The organism is Pantoea phosphatilytica (assembly GCF_051025615.1).
Classification (GTDB): domain Bacteria; phylum Pseudomonadota; class Gammaproteobacteria; order Enterobacterales; family Enterobacteriaceae; genus Pantoea.
The window spans coordinates 186,961-210,823 of the sequence record NZ_JBPFDF010000004.1; the positions used below are offsets into that span (position 1 = coordinate 186,961).

The window sequence follows — 23,863 nt, forward strand, 5'->3', positions numbered from 1 at the left end:
GTGACTCACTCTTATCTGAAGGGAAAAATAAGGTCTGCGACGCCGCTTACTGTCTCGCCGTGGCTGGCAGGCATTCCGGGTTTAATGTTTATGCTGGTTTGCCCGTTACGGTCTGTACGCGCGGATGATTATTTCAATCCGGCAGCACTGGAATTTTCGACTGACCAACATCGTGTCGCCGATCTCCACTATTTTGATCATGAGGGGGGAGAGCAGCCTGGCACTTACCACGTCACCCTTATGCTGAACAACAGAGCGATTGACAGTCGCGATGTGACTTTCGTACAGGGCTCATCCGGGCTGGTTCCGCAATTTACTGCAGCAGAGCTGGATGCGCTGGGAATAAATGTCAAAGGCTTCCCGGCGCTTAGCCAGTTACAAAAGAATGAAGCCATTCATGAGCTCGGCAAGTACATTCCTGATGCGTCGACAGATTTTGATTTTGCCCATCTGCAGTTAAACCTGTCAGTGCCGCAAATTGCCCTGAAAATGAAAGATCGTGATTATATTGATCCGGCTCGCTGGGATGAGGGTGTCCCCGCCGCGTTTGTCGACTATAACCTCACCGGCAGCAGCAGCCGCCATCAGAATGAACGCTGGAACACCACGCTACTCAGCCTGCGCAGCGGCGCTAATCTTGGGGCATGGCGACTGCGAAATAGCGCCACCTGGCGCTATGATCTCATTAGTCACTGGCAATCTCAGAGTACCTACCTGGAACGGGACCTGAAAACACTGAAAAGTCAGTTCAGCGTAGGGGATACCTATACGTCCGGTGACGTTTTCGACAGCGTGCAATTCCGCGGCCTGCAGCTTATGTCGGATGACAGTATGCTGCCTGAAAGTCAGCGTGGCTTTGCCCCGGTGATTCGCGGCATCGCACACAGCAATGCCCGGGTGACAGTGACGCAGCACGGTTATGTGATTTATGAAACGATCGTCGCACCTGGTGCATTCGAAATTAAAGATCTTTTTCCCACTGCGCAGAGCGGCGATCTTGACGTGACTATCCATGAAACGGATGGTTCAACACGGACTTTTACGCAGCCCTATTCCGCGATTCCCTATATGCTGCGTCAGGGGCATCTGAAATACAGTATCAGTGCGGGCCGTTACCATTACTCAGGCGGCGAGAGTCTGCGATCGCCTGACTTTGTGCAAACGACACTGTTTTATGGCCTGCCCCATGATTACACGGTTTTTGGCGGTATGCAGGCTGCGCAAAATTATCATGCTCTGGCTTTGGGACTGGGTAAAAGTCTGGGAGATTATGGCTCACTGGGCACCGATGTCACGCTGGCAAAAACCCTGTTACCGGAGGGGCAGAGCCGTAGCGGTCACTCTGTGCGTGTTCAGTATCAGAAAGATTTTGACTCAACCAACACCAGTTTCAGCATGGCGAGCTATCGCTACTCCTCCAGCGGTTTCTATGCTTTCAGCGAAGCAAATGCGATGACCAGTCCGGCGAGCTATGTGATGAACAAGCGAAGTCGCTCGGAAATCGCGCTCTCTCAGGGACTTGGCGATTTTGGCAGTCTGAGCGCCTCAGCGTATATTCAGCGTTACTGGCGCTCAAATGAAGTTGACCGCACGCTGCATCTCGGTTTTTACAGCAATTACAAAAGCGTCTCATGGGGAGTGGCCTGGTTTTATACCGACTCCACCCGCGCCCGCAAAGCCGATCGCGCCATCACATTCAATCTCTCTGTGCCCTTTAGCGCTCTGTTACCAGGCAGTGCGATCAACTACAGCATGAATGCAGGCAATGACGGTAATGTGTCACAGCAGGTCAGCCTCTCCGGCAGCGCGTTGCAGGATAATAAACTCCATTACAACCTGCAGCAGGGTCATAACAGTCAGGGTCAGAACGTTAACAGCAATGGCTCACTGGACTATCGGGGCAGCCGTGGCAGCGTAAACGTCGGTGTCAGCCATGATCGACACAGCAGTCAGTTTAACTACGGTCTCTCTGGCGGCATCGTTGCGCATGCCCACGGAATTACGCTCAGTCAGCCTCTGGGCGATACCTTCGCGATTGTCCGGGTGCCGGATGCCGCGGATGTTGGCGTCCAGAACAGTACGAATGTTTATACCGATCAATGGGGCTATGCGATTGTGCCGTCACTTTCGCCCTATCAGGAAAACGCCATTGAATTAAAAACAGACACGCTGCCCGATAACATTGATGTCGAGCTTGACGGAAAAACGACGGTCCCCACGCGTGGCGCAATCGTGATGGCCGATTACACCACACACGTTGGTAACCGCGTACTCTTCACGCTGACGTATCAGAATGCCTTTCCGCCATTTGGTGCCACAGGCAGTATCGCACTGGACGAAAAGGGTAAAGAGAGCAGCAGCAGTGGCATCGTTGCCGAAAAAGGTGAGCTTTATCTGAGCGGTGTCCCGGTTCAGGGTGTCATCGTGGTGAGCTGGCAGGAAGATGGAGAGCAGAAACGCTGTCGCGCACCGTTCCGCCTGCCTGCCTCGGCCCAGACTAATCCGGTCAGGCTGATTACCGCAGTCTGCCAGTAAAGCATAGGAATTCAGAATGAAATCAATCAGGCATTTACTAACGTGGAGTGCGCTCATCGTGACTGCACTCTTTTGTCTGCAGGCGACAGCACAGGAGTCCTGTCAGGGAATTGGGCAGGCGGTGGTGCAGGTGCATAATGTCAATTATGTCCCAGGGGCCGCGGATGGCACGCCGATCTCCGCCCAGATACCCATGCAGATTAACAATGTCTTTACTTGCATCAAAAACAGCGGCGAACAGGGATTTAATTATAAGGATCTGGGTTTTGAAATTGATGCTGAAGAATCTGGTTTACAGACCAATATCGCAGGCGGGCACAATACGCCCATTTATCGTATTGCAGGTTTAGATAGCATAGGTTTTGCTTTAGGCTTTAAAGAGCCCGCGTTGTGTGGCTCATCGTTTTTCGATACCACGGGCAAAGGCCAGACCAGCTCAGTCTGTACTTCAGAGATGAATCCGCAGATCAAGGATGCCAGAACCCTCAATCTGCAACCCTATATCGTATTTTATAAAATTCCGGGTCAGCGCTCGCCCCTTAATCCTGGCAATCAGCCGGTCAGTTTTGGTGAGATTAGCATTGGTAATGCCAGTCTGAAGGTGGGTGACAATGCGGCCAGCAGTCAGCCCGTCAATGATAAGCCCCAGATTTTATTGTCGAGTTTTACCGTTCAGTACGGCAGTTGCGCCGTGGTGACCTCTGAAACCTCAATCAATGTTGATATGGGTAAGGTCAGCAGGAGTGATTTTCGGGGCGTTGGCAGCATGGCTGGCAGTCCGAAAAGTTTTCAGATTCAGGTGATGTGTGAGCATAGTGCTGCGGTCAAAGTAGGATTCTTTGGGATGACCACTTCAGGTGATAAGGATGCGATTAGCCTGACTCCGCAAAGTAACACCGCTTCGGGCGTCGGCATCGCCCTGACGTATGGGCCAGGCCTGCAGGTGCCTGAAGGCCAGCGTGTGCCCCTGAATGTTTCCACCGATCAGCTCCCGGTACTGACAACCGTTTCTTCACCCGACCAGGCTGCCTCAATGGCGTTCAATGCCCGATATATTCAGACCGACGGCCAGGTCATGGCGGGCAAAGCGGATGGTACAGTGACCTTTAATCTCGTCTATAACTAGAGACCATTTCAGTGTGCATCAATGGTTTATACCGTGATGCACACTGATTATGCTGTCTGCTTTGCTGACGCAGGCCTCAGCTGATCCCGTTCATGCAGCCATCGTAAAAACCCGTCAAACCCGATCCGCCGTTTTCCACAATCTCTGTTAAAATTGAACCGCTGCGCCACCGTGCAGGATGCCTATTCGGGAGAAACTATGTTGTGGATTTGGAACGCCCTGATTGTTCTGGTCACCGTGATCGGTATGGAGATTACGGCTGCGCTGGCGCATAAATACATTATGCATGGGTGGGGTTGGGGCTGGCACCTGTCACATCATGAACCGCATAAAGGCAGGTTCGAGGTCAACGATCTCTATGCCGTGGTGTTTGCCGGCCTGTCGATTCTGCTGATCTATCTGGGCAGCACGGGTATCTGGCCGTTGCAGTGGATTGGGGCAGGGATGACGCTGTATGGCCTGCTCTATTTTATTGTGCACGACGGGCTGGTGCATCAGCGCTGGCCATTCCGCTATGTGCCACGTCAGGGCTATCTGCGTCGGCTCTACATGGCGCACCGCATGCATCATGCGGTGCGTGGCAGAGAAGGCTGTGTCTCGTTTGGTTTTCTCTACGCGCCGCCGCTGTCAAAACTGCAGGCGACGCTGCGCGAGCGCCACGGTGCTAAACGGGGCGCTGCCAGAGGTGAGCGGGGCGCGGAGCAGGACGCGCCATCCGGGAAGTAACCGCCTGACCGGAGGCCGCCATCAGCAGCGCCAGTTTCTCTGGCGTGCTGGTGGACTGGCGCTGGTCCCAGGCCGCCGGGCCCGCGGCAACCACTTTGATCCCGATTCTGCGATAAACCTGTTTTGCCGTCGCGATCGCCCACGCCGAGCGTAGCGGCAGGCCGCGCAGCCCTGCCGAGGAGGAGTGATAATAGGGTTCAGCGGCTTCCACCAGCCGCCGGGCGATACGACTAAGCGCCTGGCGGTGTCCTCTGTCCGCCAGATTCTCCCGCGTCAGACCCTCTTCCGCCAGCCACGTTTCAGGCAGATAACAGCGTCCCGCTTCCGCATCCTCGACGATATCCCGGGCAATATTGGTCAGCTGAAACGCCAGACCAAGATCGCATGCGCGATCCAGGGTAGCGTTGTCGCGCACGCCCATGATCTGCGCCATCATCAGGCCGACCACACCCGCGACGTGATAACAGTAACGCAGCGTGTCATCGAGCGTCTGATAGCGCGTCTCGTTGACATCCATCGCGAAGCCCGCCAGATGGTCGAAGGCGTACGCGGGCAGGATATCGTGGGCCATCGCCACCTCCTGAAAGGCTGCAAAGGCGGGTTCATGCATCTGCGATCCGGCATAGGCCTGGCGGGTTTTAATCTCCAGCTGAGCAAGACGCTGTCCGGCAGACTGCAGCGACGGCGTGTCATTGCTGAAGCCCAGCACCTGATCGTCAATCACGTCGTCACAGTGACGGCACCACGAATAGAGCATCAGCACACTGCGCCGTGTTCTGGCATCAAAGAGTTTTGAGGCCGTTGCAAAGCTCTTTGAGCCGACCTCCATCGTCTCTACGGCATGATCGAGCAGTGACGGACTATTCAAGCCAGATCCTCCACCATTAATCCCGCCGTTGCTTTGGCCGAACCAATTACGCCAGGGATCCCCGCGCCGGGGTGGGTGCCCGCGCCAACCAGGTAGAGGTTGCTGATATGCTTATCGCGGTTGTGCGGCCGGAACCAGGCGCTTTGCGTCAGGATCGGCTCGACCGAGAAGGCCGAACCCTGATAGGCATTCAGCTCATCGCGGAAATCAAACGGCGTAAAGATGCGATGCGTCACCAGCTGGCTGCGCAGGCCCGGCATGTAGTGCTGTTCCAGATAGTCGAAGATGCGATCGCGCAGGCGCGGGCCTTCAACCGTCCAGTCAATATCGGCCGTGCCGAGATGCGGCACGGGTGCGAGAACGTAGTAGCTGCCGCAGCCTTCCGGGGCCAGCGAGGGATCGGTCACGCAGGGCGCATGCAGGTAGAGCGAGAAATCCTCGGCCAGCGCATCCCTGTTAAAGATCTCGTCGATTAACTCGCGGTAGCGCGGACCGAAGCAGACGGTGTGGTGTGCCAGCTGATCGTGATGATGATTGAGGCCAAAATAGATCACAAACAGCGAGTTACTCATACGTTTATTCTGCAGGGTTTTCCCCTGCGCCACCGACGCCGGATGCTGGCTCAGCAGCTCGCGGTAGGTGTGAACCACATCCGCATTCGAGGCAACCGCGCGGGTCGGGAATACGCGGCCATCTTCCAGATGGACGGCGGTAATCTGGTTTTTCTGTGTTTCCAGACGGGCAACGCTGGCATTCAGCTCCACTTCGCCGCCCAGATCTTCGAACAGTTTTACCATGCCCCGGACCAGCGCGCCGGTGCCGCCGCGCGGGAACCAGACGCCCCATTCCCGCTCCAGCGCATGGATCAGGGTATAGATCGAGGAGGTGGCAAACGGATTACCGCCGACCAGCAGTGAATGGAACGAAAACGCCTGACGCAGATGCTCATCTTCGATGTAGCTCGCGACTTTGCTGTATACGCTGCGCCACGCTTCCAGTTTCACCAGCTGGGGGGCAGCCCGCAGCATGTCGCGGAACGAGAGAAACGGCACGGTGCCGAGCTTGAGATAGCCTTCCGCAAACACCGCGCGCGAATAGTCCAGGAAGCGACGATAGCCTTCGACGTCACGCGGATTAAATGCGGAAATCTGCGCTTCCAGCGCGGGCTGGTCGTTGTCATAACTGAAGACCTTGCCGGACTCCCAGCAGAGGCGATAGAACGGTCTGACCGGCATCAGCTCGACATAGTCAGAGAGTTTTTTACCCGCCAGGGTGAACAGCTCTTCGATAGCAGTGGGATCGGTGATCACCGTGGGGCCGGCATCAAAGGTGAAGCCCTGATCTTCGTAGACATACGCCCGGCCACCAGGCTTGTCACGCTGCTCCAGCAGTCGGGTCGGAATACCTGACGCCTGAAGGCGAATTGCCAGTGCCAGGCCACCAAAGCCTGCGCCAATTACCGTAGTTCTGTTCATTGCATCGCCTGTTGACGGTGAGGGGTCATAATAGCCTGTAACGCGGCCAGCACGGGAACCGGCGGTTTGCCGCTTAAGATGCGCAGCCGGTCAGGCAGAGTGAGTTTTCCCGCATAAAAGCGGGCAATCAGACCTTCAGGAAGGCCATAAAAACGTTGCATAACCTGCCAGCGGCCGTCGGCCGGTCCGGCGAGAAACAGCATACGGTTGAGCATGCGGAAAAAGCGCTGCTGCTGCCAGCTCTGGCGGGCAAACTGCTCCGTGGCGGCGTGCAGGCTTTCTGTCGTAAACGTCAGCATCTCTGCCAGCCGATCCGCCAGCGACACCGCCAGCGGCAGGGAGTAACCGGTCGTGGGATGAAACAGACCGGCGCGCAGACCGCTGCAGGGCAGATCGCGTGTCTGCCAGAAGGCGTTAACGTCACCGGTCAGGGTAATCGGCAACGCACCCTGTTCTTCGCGCAGCAGCGTGGCTAACTGCCAGCCCTGTTGCGCGGCGTAGTCGCGGATATTCTGCCGGGCGCGATCGCCTTCCAGCGTGGCGTGGTCGATATAGTGCGTATCTTCAATCAGCAGCGTATCGGCTGAAAAGGGGAGGCTGTAAACAAAGCGATAGCCTGCCTGCTGATCCACCGTCGCATCCATGATAATCGGGGCGGTCAGGCCGTGCGGCTTGCTGAGTTGCCACTCCTGGCCGACAAACGACTGAAAGCCCATGCGCAGCGCGCTGTCGGGCTGATAGCCCCGGCCATCGATCACTGCGTCACTCTCCAGCACGCGACCATCCTCCAGCGTGACCGAATGTGTCGCAATGGTGGCCACGCGGGTATTCAGTAGCAGGTCCGGGCCGAACCTGTCGTGCATCACCTGCGCGAAACGCGTGGCGGTAACACAAAAATAGCCGCTGTTCAGGCTGCGATGACGCTGGGGGAACCGAACCTCATAGCCCGGCCAGTGATGCGCCACCAGCGGGGCGATCCAGCGATGCTGGCTCGCCGTGAGATCGTCGGCATGAAACGACCAGGTGTGACCGGCGCCCGGCTCGCTTTCGGTGTCAATCAGCAGGATACGCAGTGCTGGCCGCTGCTGGCGCAGGCGCAAGGCGATCAGGCCGTTAGCCAGCCCGGCACCCACCAGAATCAGATCATACCGTGGCATATTCTCTCCTGGCGCTGACCGGCTGGCGGGTGCGCATCGCCTGCTCGACAATGTCCGCCGCCAGCGCCGTTCCCCCCGCCTGATGCAGCGCATCGCGCAGGGGTTTCATCTGCTGACGGTAGCTGTCGTCGGCCAGCAGGGTCTGCAACTGACGGGCCATCGAGTGGCTGGTGGTGAAGCGCGAAGCGCGGCGTCCAATCCCCTGCCAGACTACCCGAGCCGCCACACCCGGCTGATCGAACGCCAGCGGAATGGTCAGCAGCGGCGTGAGATGGTTGACCGCGTCCAGCACCGTGTTCATACCGCCGTGCGTAATGGCGAGATCGGCCTGGGCCAGCGCCGCCGCCTGGTCGGCAAAATCGACCACCTGAACCTGGCTCGCCTGCGCCAGTTTCTCTGCCTGGAACGGCGTCAGTCGACCGCAATGCGCCAGCAACAGCTGCGCGTCGATCTCCTGGCAGGCACGGACGATGGTTTTAAACAGGCCGTAGCGGTGCCCCTGCAGCGTACCGAGCGAAGCAAAAATGCGCGGTTTTCCGTCGTCGGTGAAGTAGCGAGGCTGTGACATGGAAGAGGGGGTTTCCGTGGCGCGCAGCGGCCCTACCGAATGGAAATGATCGGGCAGTGCGTGACGGGGGAAATCCAGTGCCGGGATCAACTGACTGATCTGCGCCAGCGGTGAAAAGCAGTGATGCAGTTTTTCCCGTGAGGCTATCCCCATTGCCTGGGCGTGGCGGGCGATCACCCGGTCGTGGCAGCGCATCAGCCAGTCATAGATTTTTTCGCTGGCGCGATAGCGCTCGCGTGCCTGCTCGCTGTTGCCATACTCAAACGGCATCACGGCCAGCGGGAAATCGGCTTCACGGTTAAGCGGCAGCGCACAGGCGACGGAGACATACGGCAGCGCCAGCGCCTCTGCCGCCAGTGCGCCCGCAGGCTCCATCTGATCGACAATCACACCATCAATCGCCAGGGTGTTCAGCACCACCGGCAATTCGCGGCAGAGCATATCGGTGCTGCGGGCCATCTCATTGATCAGTTTCAGCATTGAGGGGCCGAGCGGATGGGCCGCCAGCTGCAGCGTGTGTGCCAGGCTGCCCGCCGGATGGGTGGTTAAGCCCAGCGGAAAAAAGCCGATCCGGCTGTCGGTGAGTAGCGTGCTGACATCACTCTGCTGAAGAAACGTGATCTGGTGTCCGCGTGCAATCAGAGCCTGGCTGAGATGCTGAAGCGCCTGTACATGACTATAGAAGGGCGGTGCAATCACCGCAAAGTGGCTCATGCAGCATCCTTAACTGACGGCAGCGAGTTTTTTCTCAAACCAGGCCTGAACAAAATGATGGGTGGCATAGCCGTCCTGGCAGGCAGATAACAGATGTTCACCGGCGCAGCGCAGGTGATCGCGCAGCCGCGTTTCAACGGCCTGCGGGCCGAGCAGATTGACCAGCGTCGATTTTCCCGCGTCCTGATGCGCGTCTTTGCCGGTATCGCTCATGCCGTCCGTGAGGTCGTCCAGTAGCTGAAAAGCCTGGCCCAGATTGAGCGAGAACCGGTGCAGTTGCTCGCGCGCTTCGCCCGGGGCTTCTGCCACGATAGAGGCCATCTGCATGGAGGCGCAGAACAGGGTGCTGGTTTTATAGTGGTTGGTCATCAGAATGGCATCGGCGCTGCGTGGCTTATCGCCCTCGGAGAGATCTTTAAACTGGCCCTGCACCAGCCCCTGCATGCCGACCGCGTGAGAGAGTTCGGCCACCGCATCGGCTCTGGCGGCGGCGGTCAGGCCCTCTGCCACGGCGACCACGCCAAACGCCTTACTCAGCAGCGCTACCGCAGCCAGAATCGCCACATGTTCGCCATACTGACAGTGAATGGTCGGACGCCCGCGACGCAGCTGCGCATCGTCCATGCAGGGCATGTCATCCAGGATTAGCGAAGCGGCATGAACCATCTCCACCGCGCAGGCGAGATCCAGCAGACCGGCCGGCGTGGCGCGGCAGCCCAGGTCACGCGCCGCCAGCAGCAGCAGCAGCGGACGGATGCGCTTCCCCGGTGCCAGCGCACCGTCGCGCATGGCGGCGCCCACTAAGTCACGTTCACTTTCAACCGGTAAAAGCTGGTCGAGCCGTTGCTCAATGTCGTTCAACAGAGTGGCAGCATCGCTGTGTATGAAATTGACGTGTTGTTCTGCACAGGCCGTCATCAAGGCTGTCCTTATCTACAGAGGAAGTCACAGCAGGTCGAAATGATTCGATGCCATCTTCAATTATCGTCCCCGACTGCCCTTGCATCGCGGGCAGGTTTTTAACAAACGGCGGGTGAATCCATTACCATTAAGCGTAGTTCAGGATGATAAAAATGTTGGAGAATTCAGGCGCATTCCGCGTTTTGCAGCGGATGCAGGCTTACATTTGAGCGTGAATCAGCCCAGCAAATCACGCAGCTCTTTCATCACGCTGGCGACATCCCCCGTGGATAATGCGCCATCTTTAGCGAAGCGCACAATACCCTGTGGGTCAATCACCAATACCGACGCGCTCTCTGGCTGGAGTTGCCAGCGATGAGCGGTGACGCCACTGCTGTCGATAATAAACTGTTGCCAGGGATCCGCTTTTTTACTGGCGGCGATACTGCGCACCACAAAAAGGGCACTGCCGGGTAGTGCATCGTCCGTATTGACGATAGTGGTGGTCTGGAAGCGATCGCGCGGCAGCCTGGCCTGCTGAATGGCGTCGATAAGGGGCGCGCTCTGCTCCTTCGCTGAGAGGCGACCCGCAACGTGGATCACCAGCCGCACCTTACCGGCCAGTGAGTGACTGTTCCAGCGCTGATAGTGAATGTCGCCCTGACTTAATATCATCTCGCCTTTTTCGGCGATGTAAACCGGGGGAACAGGCTGACCTGTCCTGAGCGTATCCGCCGTGGCGAAACCGGAAAACAGTAAAGCAATCATCAATCCATAATGGCGCACGGGTTCCTCACTTTTTTCGATCTGCGGCAGGCAACATTTCTGATCATCAGGCAGATGATTAGTACCACATCCATGTTTCAGATCAATAAAAGCATTAAAGATTTGGGCTGAAAATGTGGGGATGGATTGATTAACATGAGGTGTAAAATGAGCAATTCACTGATGACCCTACCTGAGTTTGCCCGTTATATCGGTATCAACACGCCGACGCTGGCGCGCGCGTTCTGCTGCCGGGGATCGCTGGCGGGTGTGCCGCTGCCCCAGGCGCTGGATGATGCTCCGCTGACGCAGCGCCACTGGCTGCGCGACGATGTGCGTCAGTTCGATAATGCCTACAGGCGGGTGCAGGCGATGCAGCAGAGAAATGGCCACTAAGCTGCGAAGGCCCGGACAGCGCGCGGGATGAGCACGGCACGTTGCCCTGGCTCTGCGGATGCCGCATGTCCCGCTTTTTCCGGGCTGGATTTTATCTGTCGTCCCGGTGCTTTCGCGGCGGCTCAAGCCGGATTGTCGGGTTTCACCAGGAAACAGACCAGATTAGCATCACGTTCGCCCGCTATTTCCACACCGTTTCCGGAACCGGTAAGCGCATCGCCGCGGCCCAGTCGCTGATTACCGACGCGGATGATGCCTTCCAGCACCGTAAGATAAGCGACAAAGCCCGGCATTGAGGGGACATCCAGCGACTGGTTGCGCTCCAGCAGTGTGTCATAAATGTAGACCTCCTGGCGAATTTCCAGCGGTGCGTCGGACGTTTCCGGTCCGGCCAGTTCGGTCCAGCCATTGGTCATTATCCCCTGGTCGCGCTCCAGCACCTGGGTCATCGCCTCGCCGCCAGGTTCTGATGGCCGTATAACCGCCTGCAGCAGCTCCGCCTCGATTAACGGCACCGACTCTTCATACTGCACGCCATCGCCAGCATTGACGACCATGACCCGTTTAGCCGAGAGCTGCGTCCGCTCGCCGTTGCTGTCCTGATGCTGCATCGAACCGCGCCACAGGTAAGTGAACACCTCTTCATCCTGATGCTGCTGCATCGGCATCCGGGCGTCCAGTTTCAGTGACATCAGGTCAACGCTGAGCAGGGGACTTAAGGCCTCGCCGGGACGCTGACGACGGACAGTAAAGGGGCCGTATTCAAACAGCTGTTCGGGGTTTGCACGCACAATGTTCATGATTTGCTCTTTATTAACAGGAGTTCAATCGATCATAGACCCCGGATGGAAAATGAGAAGCCGGGATTATTGCCCGGCTTCGTCAGTTATTTCGAACAAAAGCCGCTGAGCGGCCTAGTTACCCTGTTCGTCGCTCTCTCCCAGGAAGAAATACCAGAGCGGAATCGACAGCAGCCCGGTGAAGACCGTGGAGTAGAGCAGGATCATCATCGCCTGTGTCATATACATGGTCAGCGACCAGTGACTGAAGGGGATCTGATACTGGTCGATCACGCCACCAATCATCGCATTGGCCATCACTGCGATGACAATCAGCGCCAGCACCGTCACGCTGCGCAGGAAATAACGCATCTCCTTGCGCTTCACGGCAAAACGTGACTGAACGATAGCCAGCGGAGACTGCTTATCGGGTGCCGTATCCACGCGGACGATCCGGGCGCGCCGGGCGCTGCGCCAGCGCTGGATATCCAGCAGTACCAGCAGCAGCAGGCTTACCCCCATCACCGGCAGCGCATAGCCCAGCGCCAGCATCACAATCAGGCTGGTGCCCTGCGCATAGCGTGGCATCGCCAGCCAGGCGGCGAGCAGCGTCTGCGCGGGGCTGAGCTGCGGCACCGCCGGACGGCGAATCCACCACATCCGGTAGCCCAGCACGATCATCGCACAGAGGCCAAAGCCAAAAAATGCCAGGATCAGCTGATTCGCCAGGCCAAACAGGACGCCCATATGCGCATCCACACCCCAGCGGGTCAGTTTTGCCACCAGCGGGAAATGGGCGAACGTCACCCGATCCACCACGCTGAAATCGGTGGGATTGATCGACACCGCATCGACCTGGCTGGGCCAGCGGCGATCGATCTCAGATACCGTCCACGCCTGATCCTGCTTTTTCGGCTGACGCAGCTCCAGCTTTGCCGCATCCAGTCCGGCCTCGCGCGCGGCGACCAGCACCCGATCCCAGCGGGCATCCGGCTGATTCTGCATAACCGGCGCCGCAGTTTTAGCGGGCATCGCCATGTCCGACATGTTCATCCCGGCCATCGTGCCGCGATGGTCGGCATGGGGATCGGCGGCTTCGGCGGGCGCTTCACCGTTCAGGGCGGTGTTGACCTGCGGCGTCTTCCAGCCGAAGTCACTGCGCATTTTTTCGATGTTGTTGCCCGCCCACTGGGACCAGGTCAGCCCGGTGACAGAGAAGAACACCAGTCCCACTGCCAGCAGCAGCCCCAGCGTGACGTGCCAGTGGCGGGTAGCCGCAAACCCGCGCCGGGCTTTGGTGCGTTTGCGTGGCCGGGTGCCTGCCCATAAAACGAGGCCACCCAGGGCGGCGACCCAGAGCCATGAGGCCGCCAGTTCGCTGTAGTTCCGGCCAAAATCACCCAGCAACAGGCCGCGATGGAGCTGGTCCAGCCACATACGCAGCGGCAATACGCCGCTGGTGCCATAGACCGTCATATCCCCTTTCACCTGCAGGCTGTAGGGATCGATAAACAGCGAGCGCGACTCCGACGGACCCAGATCCGGCCCGCTGAACTGCACGCGGGTCGTCTCCTGCGGACCAGGCGCAGGCCGTACGGCGTAGATGTGGGCGGATTCACCGGCGCGCGCGCGGGCAGCGGCGATCTGGGCTGACAGCGGCTGGGCCGCACCCTGAGGTTCGGCGGTCAGGGCATCATGATAGATGGCCTTTTCCAGCTGGGGCGTCAGGACATAGAGCGTACCCGTGAGGGCGGCGACAAATATAAACGGCGCAATAAACAGGCCGATGTAAAAATGCAGGCGGCGCAGCAGGTTAAACAGTGTGCCGCGTGGCGCAGGCGAGATTTCCTGAGAAGAGGACATAGCATTCCACACTTTTCAAAAGATAAAAGCGATCAGGTGACATTGTCACTTAATCGAACTATTCAGCGGTGAGTGTGACGCAAAAAGGCGGGGCACGCGGCCTGTTCAGGCGCCATTGCCGCCGCCGCCGTGGCACGGCGGGGGATGGGGCAGGCGGGGCGCGACTGATCAGGCACATCCACCAGATAAAGGGGATAAAAATCCAGAGCAGTAATGGCACATGGACCAGCAGGTCGCAGTAGCCGCAGGCGAAGCTCATAACGCCGGTTTCGGGGGCCGCCGATGTCATCTCGCCATGATGATGCATCATTGACATTTCTGCGCTCATGGCGGACATACCCGGCATGTCCGCCATCATGGCGTGATGCTCAGCGAGATTCTTCGAGATCATCGGTGCAACAAACAACAGCAGCACGGCCAGTATCGCAATACAGGCAGTCAGGCGTTGTCTGAGTGAAGATCTCGGCATTATTTCAGTGAACGTAACAGGGTCAGAATTCAGGGCGGCAGTGTAACGCGAAGGGGATAAAAGCGTTAAATAAAGTGGCTTTGGATGCGAAAAAATTCGCACTCTTTGAACATATTCACTTTAATTTCAGCATCATTTAACTTAATTGTTACCCGGTAAATACATACAAATAACATGAAAGCGCTGGCTGCGTTTAATCGGAATCCATAAGGGACGAAATATGAAAATTGTGATGCTGGATGGTGAAACCGTGCCTCTCTCCCTGCCCACCGGCCAGGTGCAGGCCGACTGGGTAATTCGCCCGCAGACCTCAGCCAGTGATGTCGTCGCCGCGCTGGCCGGTGCGACGGTGGCGATCACCAATAAGGTGGCGCTGCGGGCCGATATGCTGGACCAACTGCCCGGGCTGCGTTTCATCTGCGTGGCGGCTACCGGCTACGACTGCATCGATCTCGATGCCTGTCGCGCGCGCGGTATCCTGGTCAGTAACGTGCCGGGTTACTCCACGCAGAGCGTCGCCGAGTCCGTAATTGCGGCGATTTTCGCCCTGCGCCGTCAGCTGATGACCTATACCCTGAACACCCGCACCGACTGGCCGCAGGCTGCCCATTTCTGCCTGCATCGTCAGCCGATTCAGGATATCGCGGGCGCCACGCTGGGGATCGTCGGGAAAGGCGATATCGGTCAGGCGGTCGGACAGCTGGCGCAGGCGCTGGGGATGCAGGTGCAGTACGCCGAGCGTAAAGGCAGCGACCGGATACGCGAGGGTTACGTCAGCTTTGAACAGATGCTGGCGACCAGCGATATTATATCACTGCACTGTCCGCTGAGCGAACAGACCCGGCAGCTGATCGACTGGCAGGTGCTGAGTCAGATGAAACCTCACGCGCAACTGATTAACACCGCGCGTGGCGGGCTGATCAATGAGGACGATCTCGCGGCGGCGTTAAAGCAGGGGGTAATTGGCGGCGCGGCGCTGGATGTGCTGAGCAGCGAACCACCCGCAGCGGATAATCCGCTGCTGGCCGACCTGCCGACGCTGCTGCTGACGCCACACATCGCCTGGGCGAGCCGCAGCGGGGTGGAGAACCTGGTGTCGGGCGTGATGACCAATATCGCCGCTTTTGTTCAGGGCCAGCCCGTGAATCTCGTGAGCTGAGTCAGACGCGCAAATTGTGGAATGACAGTTACGGCCCGGCGCTGCCTGCCAGGCGGCAGGATCACGCCCTGGCAGGCATCACCTCTCCTGCCTCGTGCGCCGGGCAGATCACTCCCACCTCTCTTTTATTTTCCGGCGCGTCTCGAAAAATTCAGTCAGACTCTTTTACCGTGCAAGTGAATCTGGCTATTAAGCAGAGAGCCTGTTCAGGCGGGAGCCATCGCGGATTCTGATTATCTGGTTGACGCTGCCTGGTTCTGTCTGTTTCCCGCTGAGGCAAACAGTCACCGTCAGGACGGTTTATCGACCCTGGGGTTGGCTTACTACCGATCGGGGATCGGCATATCAGGATGTCGCGCTGTTCGGGGCGGTCACGCTATCGCGGGAGAGAGAAGGGATTGAGGCCGATGAAAAAAAGAGAGGGAACACTCACACCGCATCATGCAACCTTCCGGCAGTTTCTGACGCAGCCGGAAATCGCCCGCGACTTTATGACGCTGCATCTGCCGCCGAAGTTACGGGAAATCTGTGACCTCAGCACACTGACACTGGAGTCAGGCTCATTTGTCGAAACGGATCTGCGGCACTATTTCAGCGATGTGCTCTACAGTCTGAAAACCACGGCGGGTGAAGGTTATATCCATGTCCTGATTGAGCATCAGTCTGTGCCAGACAGGCACATGGCCTTTCGTTTGATGCGTTATGCGATTGCGGCCATGCAGCGCCATCTGGAAAGGGGGCATAAGAGACTGCCGCTGGTGATCCCCATGCTCTGCTACGCTGGCCGCCGCTCACCCTATCCCTATTCCACCCGCTGGCTGGATGAGTTCGACGATGCGCGGCTGGCAGGCAGCCTTTACAGCCGCAGTTTTCCGCTGGTGGATGTGACGATCATCCCGGACGATGAAATCATGCAACATCGCCGGATGGCCGCGCTGAGCCTGTTACAGAAGCATATCCGCCAGCGCGATCTGGCGGAACTGATGGACAGGCTGATCGCCGTTTTGCGGATGGGCTACCACTCTTCATCGCAGATAGTTTCGCTGGTACACTATATTGTGCAGGCGGGTGAAACGGATGACGCCCGAGCCTTTGTTCGCGAGCTGGCACGCCATGTGCCACAACATGGAGATGCACTGATGACTATTGCACAACAGCTTGAGCAGATAGGCGAGCGCAGAGCCGCGCTGAGAATTGCCCAGGCCATGCTGCAGAACGGCGTGGATCGCCTTACCGTTCTGAAGCTGACCGGACTTAAAGAAAGTGATTTAGCGCAGATCGAACACTAAGCCTCATCGCGGAAACAGGGCGGTTATGGCCGCCTTACTCTGCGTTTACAGCGGCGGGCGGCAGCCCGCATCGCTGACGGACACCCTTTTGCGCCGTGACGCGCGGATCAGGCCCGGCCAGCCTCAGAATATCGAACGGCCCAGCTTTTCGGTCAGTAATTCCAGCGCCGCGGTGCCCGCCAGGGAGTTTCCTGCGCTGTCGAGTCCTGGCGACCAGACGGCAATGCTCATCTCACCCGGTATGATGGCAATTATCCCTCCGCCTACGCCGGACTTCGCCGGCATGCCGACCCGCCATGCAAACTCCCCTGCGCCATCATACATGCCGCTGGTGATCATCAGCGCGTTGATCTGGCGCGCCTGACGCGGGGTGATCATCTCGCTGCCATCCAGCGTTCTGCCCTGATTTGCCAGATAGATAAAGGTTCGCGCCAGCTCTACGCAGTTCATCGAGAGCGAGCAGTAGTGGAAATAGGTCTGCATCACGCTGGTGACATCGTTATCGAAATTCCCAAAGGATTTCATCAGCCAGGCGATCGCAGCATTGCGCGCAGAGTGCTCGAACTCAGAGCGGGCAACATGGCGGTCATAGTGGATATCAGGCTGCTGACTCAGTTGCCTGACGATCTCCAGCATCCGCTGGCGCGGCGCGGTCAGGCGGGTTTCCAGCAGATCGCAGATCACCAGCGCACCCGCATTGATAAAGGGATTGCGCGGTTTGCCCTGTTCCAGCTCCAGCTGCACCAGCGAATTAAAGGGCTGACCGGACGGCTCTTTGCCAACCCGCTGCCAGATTTCACTGTCGTCATAGCGGGTCAGCGCCACCGTCAGCGACAGCGCCTTAGAGATCGACTGAATGGAGAAGCGCGTTTCAGCATCGCCCGCCTGAAAGAGCGTGCCATCCCGCAGGCAGACCGCAATGGCCAGATTGTCAGCCGCTACATCCGCCAGGGCAGGGATGTAGTTCGCCACTTTCCCGTGATGTACCAGCGGACGCACCTGATCGAGTACCTCCTGCAGCAGAGCATTATTCAGTTCAGACACACCGTTCTCCTGTCGGTTTCGGGCAGCCCGCGATGCCATGCATCAGCGAACGGCCACTTATTAAGTATGAGCAGCGGGCCGCTCTTAGCTGATCGGCTTTGACTGCGCGGCCAGCGGTGCCAGCAGCATCTGTAGCAGGCTCAGCAGCGTCAGCATACCGAAGGGCAGCGTCCAGCTCCCGCTCTGCTCATGCAGTACGCCAAAAAAGAGTGGCCCGAGCGCCGCCAGCGCATAGCCTACACACTGCGCCATGCCGGACAGCTGCGAGGCCTGGGGATGGCTGGCTGCACGCAGGTTAAACAGCGAGAGGCAGAGCACCAGTGAGGCGCCTGCACCCAGCCCGGCCAGGGTCAGCCAGACGATGGCCCACTGCGGCTGAAGCAGTAAGCCCAGCAGACCGAGAAAAATCGCTGATGACGCGACGAATGCGGTGATCCGGGCATCTTTTAGCCGCTTCAGCGCCACCATACATCCCAGGTTAGCGACGATCGCGACTGCCTGATACCAGAACAGCAGCCAGCCAGCCTGCGCCTGACTGAACCCCTTGTCCTGAGCAAACAGGGTAAACCAGTCGATCAGGGTATAAAACGCCAGCGACTGCAGCGCCATAAACAGGGCAATATGCCAGCCGCCCGCTGAGCGCCAGGGATGACGGTGTGGGATCGATGCCTCTGAAGAGGCTAAGGCAGGCTGAGGCTGACGTAACAGCGGCAGCCAGGCGAACAGGGCTACCAGCCCGGGCAGTGCCCAGACCACCAGTGAGAGCCGCCAGCCCGCCGCTGAAATCTGACTCAGCGGCACGGCGATGCCGGAGGCCAGGCTGGCGGTAATCGACATCGTGGCAGCATACAGGCCGATGTAGCGCGCGGTGTGCGCGGTAAAGTCGCGTTTAATCAGCGGTGGCAGCAGTACGTTTGCGGCGGCGATGCCTGCGCTGAGCAGCAGCGTGCCGCTCCACAGCGCCGCTTCGGCTGGTAGCCAGCGCAACAGCGAACCGGCAGTGATCAGGCTGAGTGCGCCCCACAGACTGCGCATCAGGCCGATCCGGTTGCCCAGCCAGGCGGCCGGTGGCGCGAGCAGGGCGAACAGCATTAACGGAATAAAGTTAAACAGACCGGCTTCCCCGGCGCTAAGTCCGAACGTCTGACGGATATCCGGCAAAACCGGTCCGGTGACGGTAATCGGTGCCCGCAGATTGGCCGCGGTGAGAAGCAGAACGAATAAGAAAAAAGAGGCGCTGGAAAACGCAGCATGAGGTCGGGCTGAGTGCTGTTCAGGCATCATGGCAGGGATCATCACAGGCAGCAGTGCTGCGGGGGTGTTGGTTGACGTTAACGCTTACGCATCAGAGTTGATGTCTGGGCGCTACTTTACTGACCGGCTGGCGGAGTGTAAAGCCTTGTTATGCGATGAAATAGCACAAAATCGATCCTGCAACAGAAGTCACAATATGACCGTTAGTGGAATTCGGGTTCGGGAAAGTGACCACAGTCGTTCTGGCTGGTCGTGGAACCTGGCTGACAGGTCTGTTGCCGGGTTTCGGCTGCCGGCACCGGTTTTTCAGCGTGCCACGGCGCACTACAGGCACTGAGAAGGGAAACCAGCATCATCGCACTGAGAATACGCATCACCGCTCCTTATATACCCTTTTGTAAGAGAATCGCGTCGGTGATCGCAGCGTGCAGGTCAGGGACGTCTGCCTGAGTCTGGTCGAAAAGTGAATTATGTCAATTAAAACAGCGCAAACATCAGCGCCACGGGGAAGCTCATCGGCCAGGTGGCACCGACTAAAAAGGCGCTTAGCAGTTTGATGCTCAGCTTATCTTTGGCAATAAAGAAGGTAATTAGCGTAGCGAACAGTGCAACAACGGCATAAAAAATCAGCATACCCTGGTACAGTGTCATCGGGCTCTCCGCAGCGTCAGTCAGGTTTTGCTGCGCATGATGCGGATTTTTGTGATCCAGATCAAGGGGACAGAGGTTTAGCATCTAAAGAAATCAGGAAGAAAGGGGGGCGTGAAGTGCAGGAATGCGCTGCGTCTGACCTGGGCGATTTCAGGCTGAAAACTCCCGGCTTAATGCTTCTGAAACCGTTGCGGCTGGCGCTATCCCCGCCGGGTTACCTGTGGCGAATTACCCGTTCGAAAGAGTAAAAAAAGCCCGCCTGGGCGGGCCTGAGTCGGTCAGCGCAGGTTCAGCTCTGACGGTAGAGCGCCATGACGGCCGCCAGGTCGGGCGTGCGTGGGTTACCGCCGGTGCAGACATCGTCCAGCGCCGCCTGCGCCAGCGCAGGAATATCCGCCTCCTGTAAGCCGACTTCGCGCAGCGAACGGGGGATGCCCACATCGTGACAGAGCTGGCGTACCGCGCCGACAGCGGCATCCCGTGCCTGCGCCAGCGGCAGCGAATCGGCCTGTTTTACGCCCATGGCGTGGGCGATATGGCGATATTTTTCGCCTGTGCAGGGGGCGTTCCAGGCCATTACCTGAGGCAGCAGAATGGCATTCGCCACGCCGTGTGGAACGTTGTAAAAGGCACCCAGCGGGTGGGCCATGCCATGCACCAGCCCCAGGCCGACATTGGAAAAGCCCATCCCGGCTACATACTGTCCCAGCGCCATCTGTTCGGCTGATTCCAGCTCTCCTGCTACCGCTCCACGCAGCGACTGACTGATAATCCTGATCGCTTTGAGGTGCAGCATATCGGTCATCGCCCAGGCGTTCCGTGTGAGGTATCCCTCAATCGCATGCGTCAGAGCGTCGATCCCGGTGGCTGCCCTGAGCGATGCGGGCATCGTCACCATCATCTCCGCATCAATAATCGCGACTTTTGGGATACTGTGCGGATCGACACAGACGAACTTGCGGCGATTCTCTTCGTCAGTAATCACATAATTGATCGTCACCTCTGCGGCCGTGCCTGCCGTCGTGGGGAGCGCGATAATCGGGACGGCCGGATAGCGGGTAGGGGCGACGCCCTCCAGACTGCGCACATCTTCAAATTCGGGGTTAGTGATAATAATGCCGATCGCCTTACTGGTATCCTGGGGTGAGCCGCCGCCGACAGCGATCAGGTAGTCGGCTCCGGCCTCTCTGAACGCGGCCACACCCTGCTGTACCGTGCGGATCGTCGGATTAGGCACGACCGCATCATAAACCGCCCACGCAAGCTGATGGGCGGTCAGCAGGTCGGTTACCCGTTTCAGCACCCCGGCGGCTGCCAGCGCTTTATCCGTAACGATCAGGGCTTTTCGCATCCCACGACGTCTGACCTCTTCCGGTAAATGGCGCAGCGAGCCTGCACCAAACCAGGCCGTTTCATTCAGAATCATACGTTGGGTCATAAAAACATCCTCTGTCAGTAAATGAATTTTTACCCTCTGCCATTACCCATTCAGCTTCTGCGCATAACCTCTCAGTTTCCGGTAAAGAGATTTGATGAAAATCAATGGATCAGAGAAAAATTGTCTACACCAGGCGCTGCCCGGCAGACCGCTCAGCAGACGATCGCCAGACGCCGATGTCTCACTGTTGCCAGAGGTGTGCAACACTGGTTTATCTGTTACCCGAAATGCCTGTAAGGAAAAAAAGAGATGACCCGATTCGTAATGAATAAAAAGGATGAGCTCGTCGACAGCGCGTTAGATGGCATGATCTACGCCAGCCCGTGGCAAAACCTGGTCCGGCTGCAGGTCGATCCCGCTATTCGTATCGTAATGCGGCGTGACTGGCAGAAGCAGCAGGTTGCCCTGATCTCCGGGGGTGGCTCCGGCCATGAACCGGCCCACGTCGGCTTCATTGGTAAGGGGATGCTGACGGCGGCCGTCTGTGGCGATGTGTTTGCCTCGCCCAGCGTTGACGCCGTTTATAACGCCATCATTCACCTGACCGGTGAGGCGGGATGCCTGCTGATCGTAAAAAACTATACCGGCGACCGGCTCAACTTTGGTCTGGCGGCCGAGAAAGCCCGCAAAGCGGGCTTCCGCGTCAATATGGTGATTGTCGGGGATGACGTGGCGCTGCCCGACAATCCGCAGCCGCGCGGTGTCGCGGGAACATTGCTGGTGCACAAAGTGGCGGGTTTTGTCGCAGAGCGCGGTGACGATCTCACGGCGGTCACCGGGGCGGCCGAGGCCGCCAGCCAGGCCATTGCCACTATGGGCGTGGCGCTCTCCGGCTGTCATCTGCCGGATGAAGAGAGTGGTCAGCGCGTACCCGAGGGCAGCGTTGAAATGGGGCTGGGGATCCATGGCGAACCGGGCGTGGATGTCATGCAGACGCAGAATGCACAGCAGATTGTGCAGCATCTGCTGGAGAAGGTGATGCCGGATAACGATCAGCGATGTGCGCTGCTGCTCAATAATCTTGGCGGCATGTCGGCACTGGAGATGAGTCTGGTGACGCGGGACCTGATCGCCTCGCCGCTCAGCCAGCAGTGCGACTATCTGATTGGCCCGGCCCCGCTGATGACCGCGCTGGATATGAAAGGCTTTTCCGTGACCCGTATGACGCTGACCCCGCAGCTGGAGGAGGCGATCTGTGCGCCGGTCGAGGTCACCGGCTGGGTTAACGCCGTGAAGATTGCGCCGCTGGCGCCTGTGGTGGTCACCCGTGAGGCCAGCGCACAGCCTGCGCAACCCTCCGATAATTCCGGGGTGGCGGCGATGGTTAACGCTATCTGCGACACCCTGATTGCCAGCGAAAGCGAGCTGAACAGACTGGATGCTCAGGTGGGCGATGGCGACACCGGCTCCACCTTTGCGGTCGGTGCACGTCAGATCCAGCGCGAATGTGCGGATCATCAACTGCCCCTGAATGCCCTACCCGATTTGCTGGCGCTTGTCGGTGAACGCCTGGCGACGGTCATGGGCGGCTCCAGCGGCGTGCTGATGGCGATCTTTTTCACTGCGGCGGCTCAGCAACTGGCCGAAGGGGATACGCTGCCGCTGGCGTTGAAGCAGGGGCTGGAAAAAATGAAGCAGTATGGCGGTGCACGCCAGGGCGATCGCACGATGATCGATGCGCTGCAGCCCGCGATTGAGGCGCTGGTGGCAGGTAAATCGCTGGCGACGGCGGCCGAAGCGGCACAGCAGGGCAGTGACGCCACCGCCGGGATGGGGAAGGCGAACGCGGGGCGCTCCTCTTATCTGAACAGCGCCAGCCTCAACGGCGTGCCGGATCCGGGAGCGGTCGCAGTTGCCCGGGTCTTCGCGGCGCTGAAGCAGCTCTGAAATTCAGGCATTTCAGGGCAGGAAACGGGCCGGTCGCTGACCCGCTGACCGGCGCAGTTTCATGCAGCCTGGTGACTGGCTGAGCGCGACGACGATCATAGATTTGGCGTTTACTCCTCATGAAACAGGGGCGCCGCCGGGCCTGCGGCATGAAAGCCGTTATAGTAAGCAGGCTGCGACACAATCCGCACGGACGTGACTGTCCGGGTTAATCTGAAAAGGAGTAGCTGGTGAAAAAATTACTCTGCGCGACGATACTGGCAGCGTTGCCCGTGACCACACTGGCAGCGTCGGTCTTTACCTTGCAGTCAAAAGACTTCAGTGACAATGCGCTACTGGATAAGAAGTTTGCCGGAGCCAATAAAAGTAATCCTGCCTGTACCGGTGAGAACGTCTCTCCCGAACTTAACTGGTCTGCCGTTCCGTCCGGCACCCGCAGCCTGGCGCTGCTGATGACCGATCCGGTCGGGGCGAAAGGGCTGGGAGTCACACATATGGTGGCATATAACATTCCTGCCAGCCGCTCGTCGTTTGCCCAGGGTGCGCTGACGCAGGGCAGAAACTATACCGGTGGCAAAAACAGTCCCGGCACGCTGCACTACTACGGGCCCTGCCCGCCAGCAGGCAGCGGCCTGCATCACTATAACTTCGTGCTGATCGCCACCGATCTGCCCGTGGGTCAGCTGAAAGCGGGCCTGACTCAGACAGAGCTGATTTCACAGCTTAAGGGTCACGCGCTGGGTGCGGCCAGCACGGTCGGCCGTTTCAGTAACGAATAGCAACAAACCCGCAGAGGCAGC

General features: G+C 58.5%; 22 protein-coding genes. 8 read left to right on the top strand and 14 right to left on the bottom strand.

Annotated elements, in window-relative coordinates; translation table 11 throughout:
* Nucleotides 1-84 precede the first annotated feature (84 nt).
* The 3 genes from ACR6AS_RS15880 (at nucleotide 85) to ACR6AS_RS15890 (ending at nucleotide 4,387) form a co-directional block, all read left to right on the top strand.
* The gene (locus ACR6AS_RS15880) at nucleotides 85-2,535 is read left to right on the top strand and encodes a fimbria/pilus outer membrane usher protein (protein ID WP_476140034.1); all 2,451 of its coding nucleotides are present in this window, start codon (nucleotides 85-87) and stop codon (nucleotides 2,533-2,535) included.
* A 16-nt stretch (nucleotides 2,536-2,551) separates the two neighbouring features.
* Nucleotides 2,552-3,661 carry a fimbrial protein gene (locus ACR6AS_RS15885; RefSeq protein WP_418798803.1) on the top strand — a complete coding sequence of 370 codons (1,110 nt, stop codon included), beginning with the start codon at nucleotides 2,552-2,554 and terminating at the stop codon, nucleotides 3,659-3,661.
* 198 nt (nucleotides 3,662-3,859) lie between these two features.
* Nucleotides 3,860-4,387 (top strand): sterol desaturase family protein, encoded by a 528-nt coding sequence (locus ACR6AS_RS15890; protein ID WP_434162936.1) that lies wholly within the window; start codon nucleotides 3,860-3,862, stop codon nucleotides 4,385-4,387.
* Here the strand turns inward: ACR6AS_RS15890 and crtB are convergent.
* The 6 genes from crtB to ACR6AS_RS15920 form a co-directional block, all read right to left on the bottom strand.
* On the bottom strand, nucleotides 4,326-5,255 hold the full coding sequence (crtB, locus tag ACR6AS_RS15895; RefSeq protein WP_111139617.1) for a 15-cis-phytoene synthase CrtB: 930 nt from the start codon (nucleotides 5,253-5,255) through the stop codon (nucleotides 4,326-4,328). The genes ACR6AS_RS15890 and crtB overlap by 62 nt on opposite strands.
* Complete coding sequence (locus ACR6AS_RS15900; protein WP_111139618.1) at nucleotides 5,252-6,730, bottom strand: phytoene desaturase; 1,479 nt, start codon at nucleotides 6,728-6,730, stop codon at nucleotides 5,252-5,254. Before ACR6AS_RS15900 ends, crtB begins: the two co-directional genes overlap by 4 nt.
* Nucleotides 6,727-7,887 (bottom strand): lycopene beta-cyclase CrtY, encoded by a 1,161-nt coding sequence (crtY, locus tag ACR6AS_RS15905; RefSeq protein WP_434162939.1) that lies wholly within the window; start codon nucleotides 7,885-7,887, stop codon nucleotides 6,727-6,729. The genes ACR6AS_RS15900 and crtY overlap by 4 nt, the downstream gene beginning before the upstream one ends.
* A complete protein-coding gene (locus ACR6AS_RS15910) occupies nucleotides 7,874-9,169 on the bottom strand; it encodes a glycosyltransferase (protein ID WP_434162941.1) in 1,296 nt (431 codons plus the stop codon). The genes crtY and ACR6AS_RS15910 overlap by 14 nt, the downstream gene beginning before the upstream one ends.
* A 9-nt stretch (nucleotides 9,170-9,178) precedes the next feature.
* On the bottom strand, nucleotides 9,179-10,087 hold the full coding sequence (locus tag ACR6AS_RS15915) for a polyprenyl synthetase family protein (protein ID WP_111139621.1): 909 nt from the start codon (nucleotides 10,085-10,087) through the stop codon (nucleotides 9,179-9,181).
* Between the two features lie 219 nt (nucleotides 10,088-10,306).
* Complete coding sequence (locus ACR6AS_RS15920) at nucleotides 10,307-10,837, bottom strand: YtfJ family protein (protein WP_111139622.1); 531 nt, start codon at nucleotides 10,835-10,837, stop codon at nucleotides 10,307-10,309.
* 165 nt (nucleotides 10,838-11,002) lie between these two features.
* Here ACR6AS_RS15920 and ACR6AS_RS15925 point away from each other — a divergent pair, with 165 nt between their 5' ends.
* A complete protein-coding gene (locus ACR6AS_RS15925) occupies nucleotides 11,003-11,230 on the top strand; it encodes a hypothetical protein (RefSeq protein WP_418798789.1) in 228 nt (75 codons plus the stop codon).
* 122 nt (nucleotides 11,231-11,352) lie between these two features.
* Here the strand turns inward: ACR6AS_RS15925 and ACR6AS_RS15930 are convergent, their stop codons facing one another.
* The 3 genes from ACR6AS_RS15930 to ACR6AS_RS15940 form a co-directional block, all read right to left on the bottom strand.
* A complete protein-coding gene (locus tag ACR6AS_RS15930) occupies nucleotides 11,353-12,030 on the bottom strand; it encodes a pirin family protein (RefSeq protein ID WP_434162944.1) in 678 nt (225 codons plus the stop codon).
* Between the two features lie 114 nt (nucleotides 12,031-12,144).
* Nucleotides 12,145-13,872 (bottom strand): DUF2534 family protein, encoded by a 1,728-nt coding sequence (locus ACR6AS_RS15935; protein WP_434162947.1) that lies wholly within the window; start codon nucleotides 13,870-13,872, stop codon nucleotides 12,145-12,147.
* A gap of 58 nt (nucleotides 13,873-13,930) precedes the next feature.
* The gene (locus tag ACR6AS_RS15940) at nucleotides 13,931-14,341 is read right to left on the bottom strand and encodes a DUF2946 domain-containing protein (protein ID WP_418798781.1); all 411 of its coding nucleotides are present in this window, start codon (nucleotides 14,339-14,341) and stop codon (nucleotides 13,931-13,933) included.
* Nucleotides 14,342-14,561: 220 nt separating this feature from the next.
* Between ACR6AS_RS15940 and ACR6AS_RS15945 the strand changes: the two genes are divergently transcribed.
* Entirely contained in the window at nucleotides 14,562-15,500 is a 939-nt protein-coding gene (locus ACR6AS_RS15945; RefSeq protein WP_434162950.1) for a D-2-hydroxyacid dehydrogenase, read from the top strand.
* Nucleotides 15,501-15,907: 407 nt separating this feature from the next.
* Nucleotides 15,908-16,789 carry an Rpn family recombination-promoting nuclease/putative transposase gene (locus ACR6AS_RS15950; RefSeq protein WP_434162953.1) on the top strand — a complete coding sequence of 294 codons (882 nt, stop codon included), beginning with the start codon at nucleotides 15,908-15,910 and terminating at the stop codon, nucleotides 16,787-16,789.
* Between the two features lie 123 nt (nucleotides 16,790-16,912).
* Here ACR6AS_RS15950 and glsB read toward each other — a convergent pair whose 3' ends face one another.
* From glsB to fucO, 5 genes are all read right to left on the bottom strand, one after another.
* Nucleotides 16,913-17,833, bottom strand: a complete 921-nt coding sequence (glsB, locus tag ACR6AS_RS15955; protein ID WP_434162954.1) for a glutaminase B — start codon at nucleotides 17,831-17,833, stop codon at nucleotides 16,913-16,915.
* Between the two features lie 84 nt (nucleotides 17,834-17,917).
* On the bottom strand, nucleotides 17,918-19,117 hold the full coding sequence (locus tag ACR6AS_RS15960; RefSeq protein ID WP_434162956.1) for a CynX/NimT family MFS transporter: 1,200 nt from the start codon (nucleotides 19,115-19,117) through the stop codon (nucleotides 17,918-17,920).
* Between the two features lie 173 nt (nucleotides 19,118-19,290).
* Nucleotides 19,291-19,461 carry a hypothetical protein gene (locus tag ACR6AS_RS15965; RefSeq protein ID WP_199560000.1) on the bottom strand — a complete coding sequence of 57 codons (171 nt, stop codon included), beginning with the start codon at nucleotides 19,459-19,461 and terminating at the stop codon, nucleotides 19,291-19,293.
* A 103-nt stretch (nucleotides 19,462-19,564) separates the two neighbouring features.
* Nucleotides 19,565-19,738 carry a GhoT/OrtT family toxin gene (locus ACR6AS_RS15970; RefSeq protein WP_009093071.1) on the bottom strand — a complete coding sequence of 58 codons (174 nt, stop codon included), beginning with the start codon at nucleotides 19,736-19,738 and terminating at the stop codon, nucleotides 19,565-19,567.
* A gap of 289 nt (nucleotides 19,739-20,027) precedes the next feature.
* Nucleotides 20,028-21,176: a lactaldehyde reductase gene (gene fucO, locus ACR6AS_RS15975; protein WP_293772458.1), complete on the bottom strand. Its 1,149-nt coding sequence runs from the start codon at nucleotides 21,174-21,176 to the stop codon at nucleotides 20,028-20,030.
* 249 nt (nucleotides 21,177-21,425) lie between these two features.
* Here fucO and ACR6AS_RS15980 point away from each other — a divergent pair, with 249 nt between their 5' ends.
* Together ACR6AS_RS15980 and ACR6AS_RS15985 are read left to right on the top strand one after the other, a co-directional pair.
* The gene (locus tag ACR6AS_RS15980) at nucleotides 21,426-23,063 is read left to right on the top strand and encodes a dihydroxyacetone kinase subunit DhaK (RefSeq protein WP_293772456.1); all 1,638 of its coding nucleotides are present in this window, start codon (nucleotides 21,426-21,428) and stop codon (nucleotides 23,061-23,063) included.
* A gap of 230 nt (nucleotides 23,064-23,293) precedes the next feature.
* The gene (locus ACR6AS_RS15985; protein WP_434162960.1) at nucleotides 23,294-23,842 is read left to right on the top strand and encodes a YbhB/YbcL family Raf kinase inhibitor-like protein; all 549 of its coding nucleotides are present in this window, start codon (nucleotides 23,294-23,296) and stop codon (nucleotides 23,840-23,842) included.
* The last annotated feature ends 21 nt before the right edge of the window (nucleotides 23,843-23,863 follow it).